9 protein-coding genes are annotated in these 13,606 nt (G+C 57.6%); 2 read left to right on the top strand and 7 right to left on the bottom strand.

What is annotated here, in order from left to right:
• Positions 1–21: 21 nt before the first annotated feature.
• Complete coding sequence (gene pbpC / locus ACERJC_RS19040; RefSeq protein WP_373672258.1) at positions 22–2,334, bottom strand: peptidoglycan glycosyltransferase PbpC; 2,313 nt, start codon at positions 2,332–2,334, stop codon at positions 22–24.
• The gene (locus ACERJC_RS19035; RefSeq protein WP_373672257.1) at positions 2,335–7,278 is read right to left on the bottom strand and encodes an alpha-2-macroglobulin family protein; all 4,944 of its coding nucleotides are present in this window, start codon (positions 7,276–7,278) and stop codon (positions 2,335–2,337) included. It abuts the gene before it with no gap.
• 207 nt (positions 7,279–7,485) lie between these two features.
• Here ACERJC_RS19035 and sseA point away from each other — a divergent pair, with 207 nt between their 5' ends.
• Both sseA and timP read left to right on the top strand, forming a co-directional pair.
• Positions 7,486–8,334 (top strand): 3-mercaptopyruvate sulfurtransferase, encoded by an 849-nt coding sequence (sseA, locus tag ACERJC_RS19030; RefSeq protein WP_152402946.1) that lies wholly within the window; start codon positions 7,486–7,488, stop codon positions 8,332–8,334.
• A 346-nt stretch (positions 8,335–8,680) separates the two neighbouring features.
• Positions 8,681–8,809, top strand: a complete 129-nt coding sequence (gene timP / locus ACERJC_RS19025; RefSeq protein WP_353655488.1) for a small toxic inner membrane protein TimP — start codon at positions 8,681–8,683, stop codon at positions 8,807–8,809.
• 36 nt (positions 8,810–8,845) lie between these two features.
• Here timP and sseB read toward each other — a convergent pair whose 3' ends face one another.
• The 5 genes from sseB to hscA form a co-directional block, all read right to left on the bottom strand.
• Positions 8,846–9,622, bottom strand: a complete 777-nt coding sequence (gene sseB / locus ACERJC_RS19020) for an enhanced serine sensitivity protein SseB (RefSeq protein ID WP_152402943.1) — start codon at positions 9,620–9,622, stop codon at positions 8,846–8,848.
• A 109-nt stretch (positions 9,623–9,731) separates the two neighbouring features.
• Positions 9,732–11,015, bottom strand: a complete 1,284-nt coding sequence (gene pepB, locus ACERJC_RS19015) for an aminopeptidase PepB (protein WP_152402941.1) — start codon at positions 11,013–11,015, stop codon at positions 9,732–9,734.
• A gap of 179 nt (positions 11,016–11,194) precedes the next feature.
• Positions 11,195–11,395 (bottom strand): Fe-S cluster assembly protein IscX, encoded by a 201-nt coding sequence (gene iscX, locus ACERJC_RS19010; protein WP_152402939.1) that lies wholly within the window; start codon positions 11,393–11,395, stop codon positions 11,195–11,197.
• 11 nt (positions 11,396–11,406) lie between these two features.
• Entirely contained in the window at positions 11,407–11,742 is a 336-nt protein-coding gene (gene fdx / locus ACERJC_RS19005; protein WP_042317595.1) for an ISC system 2Fe-2S type ferredoxin, read from the bottom strand.
• A gap of 1 nt (position 11,743) precedes the next feature.
• Positions 11,744–13,594, bottom strand: a complete 1,851-nt coding sequence (gene hscA / locus ACERJC_RS19000; protein ID WP_286632751.1) for a Fe-S protein assembly chaperone HscA — start codon at positions 13,592–13,594, stop codon at positions 11,744–11,746.
• Positions 13,595–13,606 lie beyond the last annotated feature (12 nt).

The raw sequence follows: 13,606 nt of genomic DNA, 5'->3' as shown, positions 1-13,606 counted from the left end.
AACAAAAAGTGTCAATCTGGTCTACTGCAGGGTAAATCTCACCGTCGCAACCTGTCCGCTCGCCTCCATCGCCAGTAGCTGATAGTCCCCTTTTTCGCTCAGACGCAACGTGATACTGCGCCTACGTTCTTGCAGCGGTTCACCATTGAGGAACCACCAGCGCTCGCCTGCCCCGCCGCTGCTCTGAATCGTTAAGCTTGCCTCAGCGGCCCCCGGTAAACGTTTGACGATAGCGCCATCACGTACGCCTGACAGCAACAGCGGCAACGCAGGATCCTGCCCGTGTGGCGGACATTCCGTTGAGGCCAACGGCAAGCGCGCACTGCGACGTTCTGCGGCGGGCAACCACGGTTCCAGCGGCAACGGCCAGACAATCAGCATCTGCTCTCGCGCCTGCGGGCAATCGGCAGCAACGCGTCGACCAGCCTTATCCAGCCAGACAGGGAAACGAATACCGCTCACCCCCTCCTGTTCCGGCAGCAGTAGCGTGGGCGGTTGTGCGTCCTCCAGCAGCCAGGTGGCCAGACGACGCCGGCAATTGCTGTCACCCGGAGGAAGAGACTGTCCGCCTGGCCAGCACACGACGCCACGCGTAACCGACTGCGGTCGCGAGTCTTCCGGCAGCGAGGTATTGCGGGCTAAGAGCAGGTTGTTCACCTGATTGAGCAGCGGGATAGCGCTGGCATAACCGAACTGTCCGGCAACGGGCGTGCCGTCCGGTCTGCCCGTCCAGATACCGATGATATAACGGGCATTGAGGCCAATCGCCCACGCATCACGATAGCCGTAGCTGGTGCCGGTTTTCCATGCCAGCGGCACTACCCGGGGAAGCGCGCTGTCCGGCAGCGGTTGCGCTTCATCGGCTAAAATTCGTCGGATGATCCACGCCGCGCCCGGTGACATTAGCGTGCGTTCGACAAGCGGATCGCCCGGTTGCAGACGCAGGATTCCCGCTTTGCCGTGGCGGGTAAAAGCGCTGTACCCCGCGACCATATCCTCCAGCCGTGCGCCTGCCCCTCCCAGAATAAGCGACAGATTGGGAGCCGCGCCTGCGGGCAGGAACAGCGGCAACCCGATATTACGTAATTGTGCGGCAAAGCGCTTTGGACCGTAGGCTTCCAGCACCTGTACCGCTGGCAAATTCAGCGAGCGCACCAGCGCTTCGCTCATACTGACGGGGCCATGAAAACCGCTGTCAAAATTACCTGGGCGATAGTCCCCGCTACGACGCGGCACATCCTGCAATAAAGACGCCGGATGGATTAATCCGTCATCCAGCGCCAGTCCATAAACAAAAGGCTTCAGCACTGAGCCAGGCGATCGAATCGCCTTTACCATATCCACATGACCGAAGCGCGTGTCATCGTTCAGATCGACCGATCCGACCCAGCCACGCACGCTCATGTCGGTGTGATCGACGACGATCATCGCCAGCGAACTGCGCGCAGGCAGCCTGCCTTTCCAGTTTTGCGCCAGCTCTTCCAGTTGTCGCTGCAGCCCGGCATCCAGGGTAGTGACAATTTTGTCGCCTTGATTTTTGCCCAGCATCATCCGCGAAAAAAGCGGTGCCAACTGCGGCATCTGGCGAGGCGTCAGCCATACAGGCTCTTCACGTGACTCCTTAACCTGGCGCTGCGACCAGATCCCCTGCGCCGCCATGCGCGCGAGCACTTTGTTACGCGCCGCTTCTGCCCGATCCGGCCAGCGATCGGGACGCAGTCGGCTCGGCGCCTGCGGTAATACCGCCAGTAAAGCGGCTTCAGAGTAACTGAGTTGCGCCGGAGGTTTACCGAGATAAGCCCAACTGGCCGCGCCAATCCCCTGCAACGTGCCGCCAAACGGCGCGCGGTTGAGGTACAACGTCAGGATGTCGCGTTTTGAGAGGTGCCATTCAAGCTGCAGGGCGCGCCAGAGCTGGCGAAACTTACCGCCGAACGTGCGGGGATGTGGATCCAGCAGACGCGCCACCTGCATGGTTAGCGTGCTGCCACCGGAAATCACCCGCCCGGAGGAGAGATCCTGCCAGGCGGCGCGAAGGATGGAGAGAGGGTTTACTCCCGGATGTTGCCAGAACCAACGGTCTTCATAGTTGATCAGCGCCTCAAGATAGCGCGGGGAGACCTCTTCGACCGTCACCGGATAGCGCCAGATACCGTCCGCGTCTGCAAACCGCCACAGCGGCGTCCCGTCATGCGCCACCACCACCCGCGCAGGATTGACCTCACGCAAAGGCAGCGGCCAGATTTTATCGGCCGCCCAGACGGCGCAAACAAGTAAAACAGATGCGGCAACCAGACCAAGCCAGCCGCCGCGTTTACCGGTTAATTGCCCCATTTACGGCTTAACAATCAGCATTTCCTCAGCCGCGCCGGTTGCCCGCCATTGCGGAACATACATTGATTCCACCATGGGCATCGGCACCTGATAGGTTCCCGGCGTCACGGCTCGCGCCAGATAGACCAGCGTTACTGGCTGCCCCTGATTCACCGCCACGGCGGCGACAAAGCGGTCATCGCGAAACTCCACGTGCTGAATATCTGCCTGCTGCATCTGATTTAGCAGATTCTGTACCTCACTGTCGCTGTCCTGCAAACTGGCGCTGCCGTTGGCCAGATTCTGGTTTTCCAGTTCCAGTCCGGCAGGCAGCAGATCTACCACCAGCGCATCCGGCACGTCCTGGCTGGCTTTCACTTCCAGCCAGACCAACACCAGCTCACCGCTGCGCAGTGATTCCAGCGATTTGCTCTGCCCATCGCTTCCCAGAATATGACGCTCAATCTGCAACACATTGCTGACAGGTGCCGGAATCGTTTGTGGATAACCGCTCACGTCCAGACGCAACCACATCGGCAGAGAACCGTTATTCGTCACCTGCAGCGCCGCGAGTTGATCGGCATCCAGATTACGGGTTTGCGCTTTATCGCCCGTCAGCGATTGCTCAGCGAACGAGGTCTGCGCCTGCCAGGTACCGGGTAAATCCTGCAGCGAACGGGCGGCCAGGAACAGCGCGTTATTCTCCTGTGTTGACAGCCAGCGCTGACCAAACGCCTGTTCAGAGAGCGTATTCAGCAACGTGTTCTGGACATCCGGCTTCAGGTTATTCTCTTCCAGCAGCGCCAGCATCATCGCGTTATCACGAAGCGGACTGCCGTAATCGGCCAGCCACTGACGTTCATCGTGACGTGGGGTAGACAGTGCCAGCGTCACCGCGTCGTCACTCCGCTTCGCGTCACCCATGGTTTTCAACGCCATGCCAAGTTGCAGCAGCGGTAAGCCGGAAGCAGCCTGACTGCGACGCTCCCAGATCTCGCGCAGTGCGCCAAGCGGGGCTTTCTGCTGACGCGCCAGTACCAGTGCAGCATAGGCCTGCACGGCAAATTTGCTCGCCTGCGTGTCGCTGGTGTAGCGAATCGACATCATCCCCGGATCCTGCAGATAACGCAGTAGACGCGCATTACCCTGATTGATCCCCTCTGTCGGAACGCTATAACCCTGCTCACCCGCCCGCACCAGGAAATCCATCGCATAGGCTGTCAGCCAGTACTCTTCCGGACCATTTTTATCCCACAGCGCGAATCCGCCGTTGTCACGCTGCATTTGCAGCAGACGGGAAATCCCGGTTTCGATTGCCGCACGACGCTTCTCGTCGGTATCACCCGTAATGCCCAGCGCTTTTAGCTGCGCAGCATTGGTATAAAGCGACGGGAACAGACCGCTGGTGGTTTGTTCCAGACAGCCGTAAGGATATGCCTTCAGCTCACGGATGTAGCGCGCCAGATTCAACGGCGGTTTACCGCTGAACAACAACTGACCCTGTACGGTAACCGGAGAGAAATTCGCTAACGCCTCCGCGGGAGGTGTCCAGTTTTCACCCGGTTGCAGCATCACGCCGTTATTGACCGTTTGCGCCGGGAATGCCGGACGTACGCCAATCTTCCACTGCTTCTGTTGCGGTCCGATGCTTTCTCCCGGCACGTTCAGTCCGCTTATCGTCGCCTGCAACTCGCCATCGCCAAATCCCTCTTTCGCACGAACAGGAACAAACAACGTTGTACGCACGCCCGGCGCCAGACTAACCTGCGCAGGCTGGTCGCTGACCCGTTCGATCAGTCCGCTGGCGGTCAGCGCCACGTTCAGTGATTGCGGTTGATCGGTCAGGTTGGTCACGTCCAGTACCAGTCGCGAAGTATCACCGCCGGCCATAAAGCGCGGCATATTCAGCTCAGCAATGATCGGGGCGGCGACGATGGTCTTGCTTTCATTGCTGCCAAAGTCATCCGCCGTCCACGCCTGCGCCATCACGCGCAGCTCGCCGTTGAAATCGCCAATCGGTAGCGTCACGCTGCCTTCACCCTGTTCATTCAGCATGACCGGTTGCGCCTGCTGCGCCACAATAGTCACATGATTGACCGGCGGTTTGCCGCCGCGCTTCAGTTCATCGCCATCACCACCAAAGCGCAGTGCTGCCTGCCGCCCCTGGCCCTCAATCACCTGACCATAGATGTCATAAATATCCGCGCCGTAGCGTTTTTGCCCGAAGAACGCCTGCCACGGATCCGGCGTGACGTAATCAGTAATGTTCAACACGCCGCTGTCCACCGCCGACACCAGCACATTTACCTGTTTTGGCGTCTCGCCATTTTTACTGCTGGCCTTGATCTTCACGGTCAACGGCTGGTTCGGACGCATTTTAGCCGGGGCTTCGAGCGCCAGATCCAGACGACGGTTTTCGTCCCCCAGCGGTAGATGCAGCAGCCCCACGGCACGTTTCGGCGTTGCAGAGCGGGATTTATCGCCCGGACGCACCACCAGCGTGCTCAGATACAGATCGTGGCGATTCCAGGATTTATCGACCGGAATGGAGAGATCCAGCCCCTGGGCCGGAACATCAATTTCCTGCCACCACAGCGGACCTTCGCTGGATTCCACCATCGCATAGCCTTTCCCCGCCGCCGGTGCCGCGATATGCAATTTCATGGTATCGCCCGGACGATAGGCCGGTTTGTCCAGTTTCAGCGTGACGCGATCCGGCCGCGCCGCGCCGCTGCCATCGCTGTTATCCTGCCAGCTATAGCCCGCCCAGAAACGGACGCTACTGACCGCATTGTTTGGCGCTTTAACTTCCAGTCGGTAAGCACCCCATTCCACCGGGAATGTCACTTTGCCGGTTTCATCCGCTTTCAGATCCAGCGTCTGTTCACCTTCCACCAGATCTTTTTGATCAAAGCGCGACTGCCAGCCTTCGCTTTCCAGCCAGTCCCAGTAGTAGTCGCGACGCTCACGAATCAAACGCACCTGTAATCCGGAGACCGCTTTCTTCTCGCCCTGGGCATCGACATAGACAATGTCAAAGGCGGCATTGCTGTCTTCGTCGACAATCGGCTGATTCACCGTGGTATCGGTGCGGTAGTCATACACCGCTTTCACCGCAAATTGCGGACGGATACCCGGTAACGTGTCTGCTGGCCAGATAGCCTGCTCAGCGCGACGCGTAACGGGACGACCACCGGACTCCAGCAGGCTGGCCTGCAAAATCACCTTCAACGGCGAGTGGGTCTCACGCCATTCGCTGCGGGTGCTGATGTCGCCACGCCCGGTTTCATCCAGCGCCAGTTGTACTTCATCAAGACTGCGCGACAGGTTCTCCTCGGCAATATTGCCAAACTGGAAGCCTGGCAATGACGGTACCGCATCACGCAGCGGACGCAGATACAATTGTCCCTGCAACGCATTGCCGTTCGCCGGGGCACCGTAAAGGTAGTAGCCGACCGCCGAGAACTTCACCTCGTCAGACGGCGACAAAGGCGTTTTTTGACCGGCGAGATTCAGCGCCATCCGCTCCGGCATGAAATCTTCAACGTGGAAATCCCACATCCGGGTCTGGTTGTCACCCGTGTTGGCGCGAATGTGCCACATTCCGGTCGGCGCACCGCTGTCCAGCGGATACGTGAAGCGATACAACCCGTTATCCGGCTGGCTGACCACGGTACGGATGACCTGACCATCCGGCTTAACCACTTCCAGCTTCACCGGCTGATCGGGCAGCGTCTTGCCGTCACTGTCGCGCAGCAGACCATTGAGGATCACCGTCTCGCCGGGACGATACAGATCGCGCGGGCCAAACATAAAAAACTGCTTGCGGTAACCGGGATCCCCGGCGATATCGAATTCCGCTAAATCCAGCGCCGGGAGTTTCAGATCCAGCAGCGTGGTTTGCCCCTCTTTACGCGCCAGCAGCAGCGCGGCGTTTGGGTTATTTTCGAGCTGGACATGGCCTTTCGCATCGCTGGTTGCCTTCGCCAGGGTCTGCCCTTTCTCATCCAGCAAGGCAACCTCCACGCCCTGCTGTGCGGTACCATTCTCCAGGCTTTGCGTAAACACATCGAGCCGACTCTGGTAGCGATGCGCTGACACGCCGATATCGCTGAGCGTGAATAACGTTGCAGCGTTGCTGTACTCGTACTGCCCAGCTTTGGTCATCACCGCAACATAGACACCGGCCTGCTGCAGCGGTTTAATCTCGCTCAGTGGTAGAAGGAGTTTTTCGCGGGTGTTACGCGCGGGATTGAGATCGAAACGACCGGTATAGACCAGATCCGCCATTTTCAGCAGATTGTCAGATTCCCAGTTGGACAGAGAATTTCGGTACTCCCACTGGCTGACAAAGGCCGCCAGCGATTCCTGCTTCACGCGGAAAAAGTTAACGTCTACGTTGTTCACGTTAAGCGCCATCACAGGTAAACCTTCCACCACTTTACCCGGCAGCAGCGAACCGCGGCTGGCAAAGCCCACGCTGGGCTGGATATCACGCGTGGTCAGGCTTTTCTCATAGTTGATTTCGAAAATCGCTTTATTCAGCGCTCTGAGATCGCGCTCAATGGTCACAATCAGTTCGCGATTGGGTTCCAGGTGACGTAAGCGCAACTCTTTCAGATTCGGCGACAGCTCCCATGCGCCATCGACTTTGCCGCTTTTTTTATCCACCACGTGGACAACACGGGCAAAATCCTGTTCAGGATCTAACGGGATGGAGAAGGCCAGCACCAGGGTGGATGCACCGTCCAGTTGCACTTCGGAGGCATCCAGCAGCGTCAGCGCTTTGCCTTCACTCTGTTGGGCCAGTTTCTGCAACTGCGCGGTATCTTTGTCCGCTTTCTTTTCCGCAGCGGGTTGCGCGGCGGGGGCGTCGTTTTTCGCCACCGTTGCTGCTTTATCGTTGTTGTCGCACCCTGCCAGCGCCAGCATTAACATGCAGGCGACTACGCGTATGTGTTTCATGTTTAATCCCTGGCCAGCATGGCCCGTTAGCAACGTAGAACCGTTATTATGCGTGAGATTTCACTTTGTGTAAGTCTCTATCCAGCCAGGCCAGTCTGAATTTAATTAAGAAGTGTGGGATCACCAGACAAATCGGCCTCTTTTACTTGTCCCCTGTTGGCAAAGGCCCGACAATTTGCCGGACACCTGATAAACATGGAGATACCCATGACTACTGCCTTTTTTGTCGCCGCCGACTGGCTTGCCGAGCATATTGACGATCCGCAGATTCAAATTATCGACGCCCGTATGGCGCCGCCAGGACAGGAAGACCGCGACGTTGCGCAAGAGTATCGCGCGGGACACATCCCGGGCGCGGTGTTTTTTGATATCGAAGCGCTCTCCGACCACACCTCACCGCTGCCGCATATGATGCCACGCCCGGAAAGCTTCGCCGTTGCGATGCGTGAACTGGGGGTAGATCAGGATAAACATCTGATTGTTTATGATGAGGGAAATCTGTTCTCCGCCCCGCGCGCGTGGTGGATGCTGCGAACCTTTGGCGTGGAGAATGTATCCATTCTGGGAGGGGGCCTGGCCGGCTGGCAACGTGATGAATTGCCGCTACAGGAAGGCAACGTCGAACTGCCGGAAGGCGACTTTGATGCGGCGTTTACTCCTGAAGCCGTAGTACGCGTCACCGACGTGTTGCTCGCCAGCCACGAAAAAAGCGCACAGATTGTCGATGCCCGCCCGGCTGCACGGTTTAATGCCGAAGCCGACGAGCCGCGTCCGGGTCTCAGACGCGGTCATGTGCCTGGTGCCTTAAACGTGCCGTGGACAGAACTGGTTCAGGACGGTGAACTGAAAACAACCGACGAACTGGATGCCATCTTCTTTCGCCACGGGGTCAGTTTTGACAGACCGATCATTGCCAGCTGTGGTTCCGGCGTGACAGCTGCGGTTGTTGTACTGGCGCTGACGACGCTGGACGTGCCAGACGTCGCGCTGTATGACGGCGCATGGAGCGAATGGGGAGCCCGTGCGGATTTACCGGTTGAACCCGGCGGAAACTAAATAAATTCTGATTTATTAGTCTGTCTCGCCCACAAAAAAACCGCTCTAACGTTTGAGCGGTTTTTTTGTGCTGGTCCGGTTCGCGGCCTTTCCAGCTGGCTGTGTTGCCACAGCAATGTAAGTACACCCCAGCGCACAAATACTCTCGTTAAAGGGAGAAAATGTCAAGTTAGTTAGCCGAGAAACTATTATTAAGTTGATGTATTATTCTTCCCGGCCCTTTCCGCCGCTTCGCAAACGGGCACTGGCTTCAGGAAAGGATGTCCCATGGCCGTAAATGTAAGTGCCCCCAGCACTTGCTGTCACGGCATTATCGCCAGTGGTGCTGTCGTGAAGCGGTCTTCGCATGGACCGCACAATGAAGATACGGTACGTCTGTATCGTGCTTCTTGTTTCTGGCGTGTTGTGCCTTCACGCAGACCAGAGTTACTTCGGTAATTCTGTTTTCGTAAAGACCAACGGCCAGGGCAGGTAAGCGAGGATGCCGCCTTTCGGGGCGGCTTTCCTTCACTTAAATTATCCGATTCTGTTTAAAATCGCGCAGGAACCCACCCCAACGGCGTTCGTAGAACGGTGCGATATGTTCGGTGATAAAGTGGCTGATCCCCTTCTCCCCTTTTACTACCTGGCAGATATCAATCGGTTCATCGCCCGGTAATGTATCTGTCGCCACACTGCCTGCAGCATGAATAATTTCTTCAATATCGCCATCGGCTTCGATACCAATCAGCAGGTTGGCCTCAGCGTCCGCACGCTCTTTAATCGAGCAGAGAAAGGCGCGCTTCACCGGTTTGATGGTTTTGAACAACGTAGTGAGCGAGTCAATCATCTGCGCGGGCGGTTCGGCCACTTCGGAGAGGATCAGGGATTCCCCGCCTTCCAGCACTTCCTGCGTACTCAGCGGATTGCCCTCTTCCCCCATCAGCAGGCTGATTTCGCGCGGCATGAACTCTTTGCCTGTCGGCAATTTAGCGTTAAGGAACAGCGTTTCGCCGAGCGTCATTTCAAACAGCGTGCGTACCGGCATCACCACAAACGCCTGCTCATCTTCTACTGCCTGCTGCAACGCTTCCAGAGAGGTGAAAAAGGGAATAACGGTGGTGCCATCTTCTTTTTCCCAGTGCTGAAGATCGAGCGCGCTGTCTTCGACAATCGCCTCGCCTTCTGCCGCAGTGCCTGGCACCCAAACGGTGGATTCCAGCAGGGTGCGGAAAAATGCCGGACGATGCGCAGGTTCAGTCGCGGCTTGTTCCAGTAAGGTTTCTAATTCGTTTTTGGTTTCAGACATAGGGGTCACAAATTATCTATATGAATTGTAGGCCTGATAAGACGCACAGCGTCGCCATCAGGCAAAATGCCGGGTGGCGCTTCGCTTACCCGGCCTACAAAAACACCTTTCAGGCAGTCAACAAGTTGGCGATGGTACGCACGCCCAGACCTGTCGCCCCGGCAGACCACTGCTCAACCGGCGCTTTGCGATAGGTTGCAGAGCAGTCGATATGCAGCCAGCCCTGCTGGTAGTTTTCCACAAAGTGCGACAGGAATCCTGCGGCCGTACTCGCCCCCGCCGGATACGCTGCGCTGCCGGTATTGTTCAGCTCGGCGAAATTAGACGGCAACTGGTTGCGATGGAATTCCGCCAGCGGCAGACGCCAGAACGCCTCGTTCTCTTCGGCAGCGCTTGCCAGCAGACGATTCGCCAGTGGGTCATCAAAGCTGAACAGCGCATGATAGTCGTTACCCAGTGCGGTTTTCGCGGCACCGGTCAGGGTTGCGGCATCGATGATCAGTTCCGGTTTCTGCGCACTGGCGTCGATCAAACCGTCCGCCAGCACCAGACGCCCTTCAGCATCGGTATTCATCACTTCCACGCTTTTACCGTTGCGATAATGGATGATATCGCCCAACTTGAAGGCATTACCGCTGATCAGGTTGTCCGCACAGCACAGGTACAGCTTCACGCGTTTGTTCAGACCGCGCGTGATAGCAAACGCCAGCGCGCCGGTTACCGTTGCGGCACCACCCATATCAGACTTCATGGAGTCCATAAAGGCGCTCTGCTTGATGCTGTAGCCGCCGGAATCGAAGGTGATCCCTTTCCCGACCAGGCAGGCATAAACCGGGGCTTCTTTATCCCCTGTCGGGTTGTAATCAAGCGCCAGCAGTACCGGCTGACGTTCAGAACCGCGACCAACGGTATGCAGTCCCATGTAGTTCTGCTCGCGCAGATCCTCACCTTTGGTAATGCGGTAGGAGACGTGATCGCACGCCACGCTGCACAGGAGATCAACGGCGCGCTGCGCCAGTTGCTCTGGCCCCAACTCTTCCGCCGGTGCGTTAATGGTGTCACGCACCCAGTCAATGATGGTCAGACGGTTATCCAGTTCCTGGCGCTGTGCATCGTCCAGGTTTGGCCATTCCACTTTGCGGCTGCCTTTCGGCCCTTTGTAGCCCTGCCAGAATGACCAGCAGCGGTCAGCATCCCAGCCCTCACCTGCCAGCTGTACATGCTTGATACCGAGGCCGTCGATCTTCCGCGCTGCGCGCTGGATCAAACCGAGGTCGTCTTTACCGTTAAGATGCAAAGCAATACCATCGTTATTAATGCTGTATGTGGCTTTTTCGCCCCAACGCGCATCGGCAGGCTGCGTAGTGAGCGTGATTTTCATGGCTTCTGTCATTGTAATTTTTCCTTATTAGCAAACGGGCCGCCCGAAGGCAGCCCGTATGTTCATTCCACTAAATGATTCGCGCTGCAGGAAGGCGGCAATCGAGTGAATCCCCGGGAGCAGAGATTACTCTGTGACTGGGGTGAGCGAGCGCGGCCAACGCATCTGCAGCGTGAAGCATGACGGGGAAATTACTCTGCTTCATCTAACCAGACTAACAGAATCGCCTCCAGAATTTTTTCACTGGATGCGTCAGGGTCGTCATCAAATTCCTCAAGATCGCAGATCCACTGATGGAGATCGGTGAAACGAACGGTCTTGGGATCGAGATCGGGGAAGGCGTCGTACAGCGCTTCGCCGATTTCGCGGCTATCGGTCCACTTCAGTCCCATACTACCCTCTGTTAATGCTCACGAGCATGATTGATTGTGTAACGTGGGATTTCGACCACTAAATCATCCCCGGTCACGCGAGCCTGGCAGCTTAAACGGCTTTCCGGCTCCAGTCCCCAGGCTTTATCCAGCATGTCGTCTTCTTCTTCCGTGCTTTCCGGCAGGGAATCAAAACCTTCACGCACGATGCAGTGGCAGGTCGTACAAGCGCAGGATTTTTCGCAGGCGTGTTCAATCTCGATACCGTTGCGCAGCGCAACGTCAAGAATGGTTTCACCGGTCTCCGCTTCCAGAACTGCGCCATCCGGACATAGATCCTGATGAGGCAGAATAACAATCTTTGGCATATTAAACCTCGTCCACGGAATGGCCTTTCAGCGCGCGACGGACCGACTGGTCCATGCGCCGGGCGGCGAATTCCTGGGTTTGTTTGTCTACGTTTTTAATGGCTTGTTCGATAGCGTCAACATCATCGCCCAGCGCCACCTCGCTCAGGTGCGCGGCGGCATCGTCGATCTGTTGACGTTCTGCGGCGCTTAACAGCGCGGCATCAGCGGTCAGCGCGCCGGTTAAACTCTCCAGCACGCGCGCCGCTTCGACTTTCTGCTCTGCCAACATACGGGCTTTTACGTCCTGTTCAGCAAAGCTCATCGAATCCTGAATCATCGAGGCAATTTCGCTGTCGGTCAAACCGTAGGACGGTTTCACCTGGATAGAGGCCTCAACGCCGGTGGATTTTTCCATCGCGGTGACGCTCAGCAGACCGTCAGCGTCCACCTGGAAGGTGACGCGAATGTGCGCGCCGCCAGCCGGCAGCGCCGGAATACCGCGCAGTGCAAAGCGCGCCAACGAACGGCAGTCCTGCACCAGTTCACGTTCGCCCTGCATCACGTGGATAGACATCGCGGTCTGACCGTCTTTGAAGGTAGTAAAGTCCTGCGCGCGGGCCACCGGAATGGTGGTGTTACGTGGGATCACTTTCTCCACCAGACCGCCCATCGTTTCCAGTCCCAGCGACAGCGGGATCACGTCGAGCAGCAGCATTTCACTGTCCGGCTTGTTGCCGACCAGGATATCGGCCTGGATAGCCGCGCCAATCGCCACCACTTTATCCGGGTCGATGGACGTCAGCGGCGGACGACCAAAAAATTCGCCCACACGTTCGCGCACCAGCGGTACGCGCGTGGAACCGCCCACCATCACCACTTCCAGGACTTCCTGCGCCTCAACGCCGGCATCTTTCAGTGCACGACGACAGGCCAGTAGCGTGCGCTTAACCAGCGCGGAAATGAGTTCATTAAACTGTTCGCGGGTAATCTCACCCTGCCAGCCCGCCACGTTGACCGTTACGGATTCGGCATCGCTGAGCGCAATTTTCGCCGCGATGGCGGCATCCAGCAATTCGCGCTGAACACGGTTATCACTGCGATCGGCAATCCCCGCCTGTTCGCGGATGTAATCCGCCAGCAGGTGATCGAAGTCATCGCCGCCAAGCGCAGAATCCCCGCCGGTCGCCAGCACTTCGAACACGCCGCGGCTCAGGCGCAGAATAGAAATATCAAACGTTCCGCCGCCGAGGTCATACACCGCAATGACGCCCTCTTTGCCGGAATCCAGGCCGTAGGCAATCGCCGCAGCGGTCGGTTCATTGAGCAGGCGCAGGACATGCAGACCCGCCAGACGCGCGGCATCTTTGGTCCCCTGACGCTGTGCATCGTCAAAGTACGCCGGTACGGTAATGACCACGCCATCCAGATCGCCGGAAAGCGACTCAGTGGCACGCGCCGCCAGCGCTTTCAGAATATCAGCAGAAACACGAATCGGATTCAGCAAACCCGCCGCCGTTTCAATCATCGGCAGACCATTAACGCTTTCCTGAAAACGGTACGGCAGATGGGGGTAACGAGTCTGAATATCTGCCAGCGAACGCCCCATCATGCGTTTTACCGAGCTGATGGTATTGGCGGTATCCAGCGCGGCATTGGCGCGCGCATCATAGCCGACCGTGTGGCCCTGCTGCTGATAGTGAACGACGGACGGCAGCAGATGACGACCGTCGTGATCGGCCAGCGTTTCCGCCTGCCCGCTACGTACGGTTGCGACCAGAGAGTTGGTGGTCCCGAGATCGATACCCACAGCCAGACGACGCTGGTGTGGCGCTGCGCTCAGACCAGGCTCACTAATTTGTAATAAGGCCATAATTGCTTCCGA

The organism is Citrobacter telavivensis (assembly GCF_041807075.1).
Taxonomy (GTDB): Bacteria; Pseudomonadota; Gammaproteobacteria; order Enterobacterales; family Enterobacteriaceae; genus Citrobacter_A; species Citrobacter_A telavivensis.
This window is presented reverse-complemented; position numbering and strand designations above follow the sequence as displayed.

Excerpts from the sequence above, each read along its gene's own strand:
- pbpC (WP_373672258.1), bottom strand. The coding sequence starts at position 2,334 with ATGGGGCAATTAACCGGTAAACGCGGCGGCTGGCTTGGTCTGGTTGCC.
- ACERJC_RS19035 (WP_373672257.1), bottom strand. The coding sequence starts at position 7,278 with ATGAAACACATACGCGTAGTCGCCTGCATGTTAATGCTGGCGCTGGCA.
- sseA (WP_152402946.1), top strand. The coding sequence starts at position 7,486 with ATGACTACTGCCTTTTTTGTCGCCGCCGACTGGCTTGCCGAGCATATT.
- timP (WP_353655488.1), top strand. The coding sequence starts at position 8,681 with ATGGACCGCACAATGAAGATACGGTACGTCTGTATCGTGCTTCTTGTT.
- sseB (WP_152402943.1), bottom strand. The coding sequence starts at position 9,622 with ATGTCTGAAACCAAAAACGAATTAGAAACCTTACTGGAACAAGCCGCG.
- pepB (WP_152402941.1), bottom strand. The coding sequence starts at position 11,015 with ATGACAGAAGCCATGAAAATCACGCTCACTACGCAGCCTGCCGATGCG.
- iscX (WP_152402939.1), bottom strand. The coding sequence starts at position 11,395 with ATGGGACTGAAGTGGACCGATAGCCGCGAAATCGGCGAAGCGCTGTAC.
- fdx (WP_042317595.1), bottom strand. The coding sequence starts at position 11,742 with ATGCCAAAGATTGTTATTCTGCCTCATCAGGATCTATGTCCGGATGGC.
- hscA (WP_286632751.1), bottom strand. The coding sequence starts at position 13,594 with ATGGCCTTATTACAAATTAGTGAGCCTGGTCTGAGCGCAGCGCCACAC.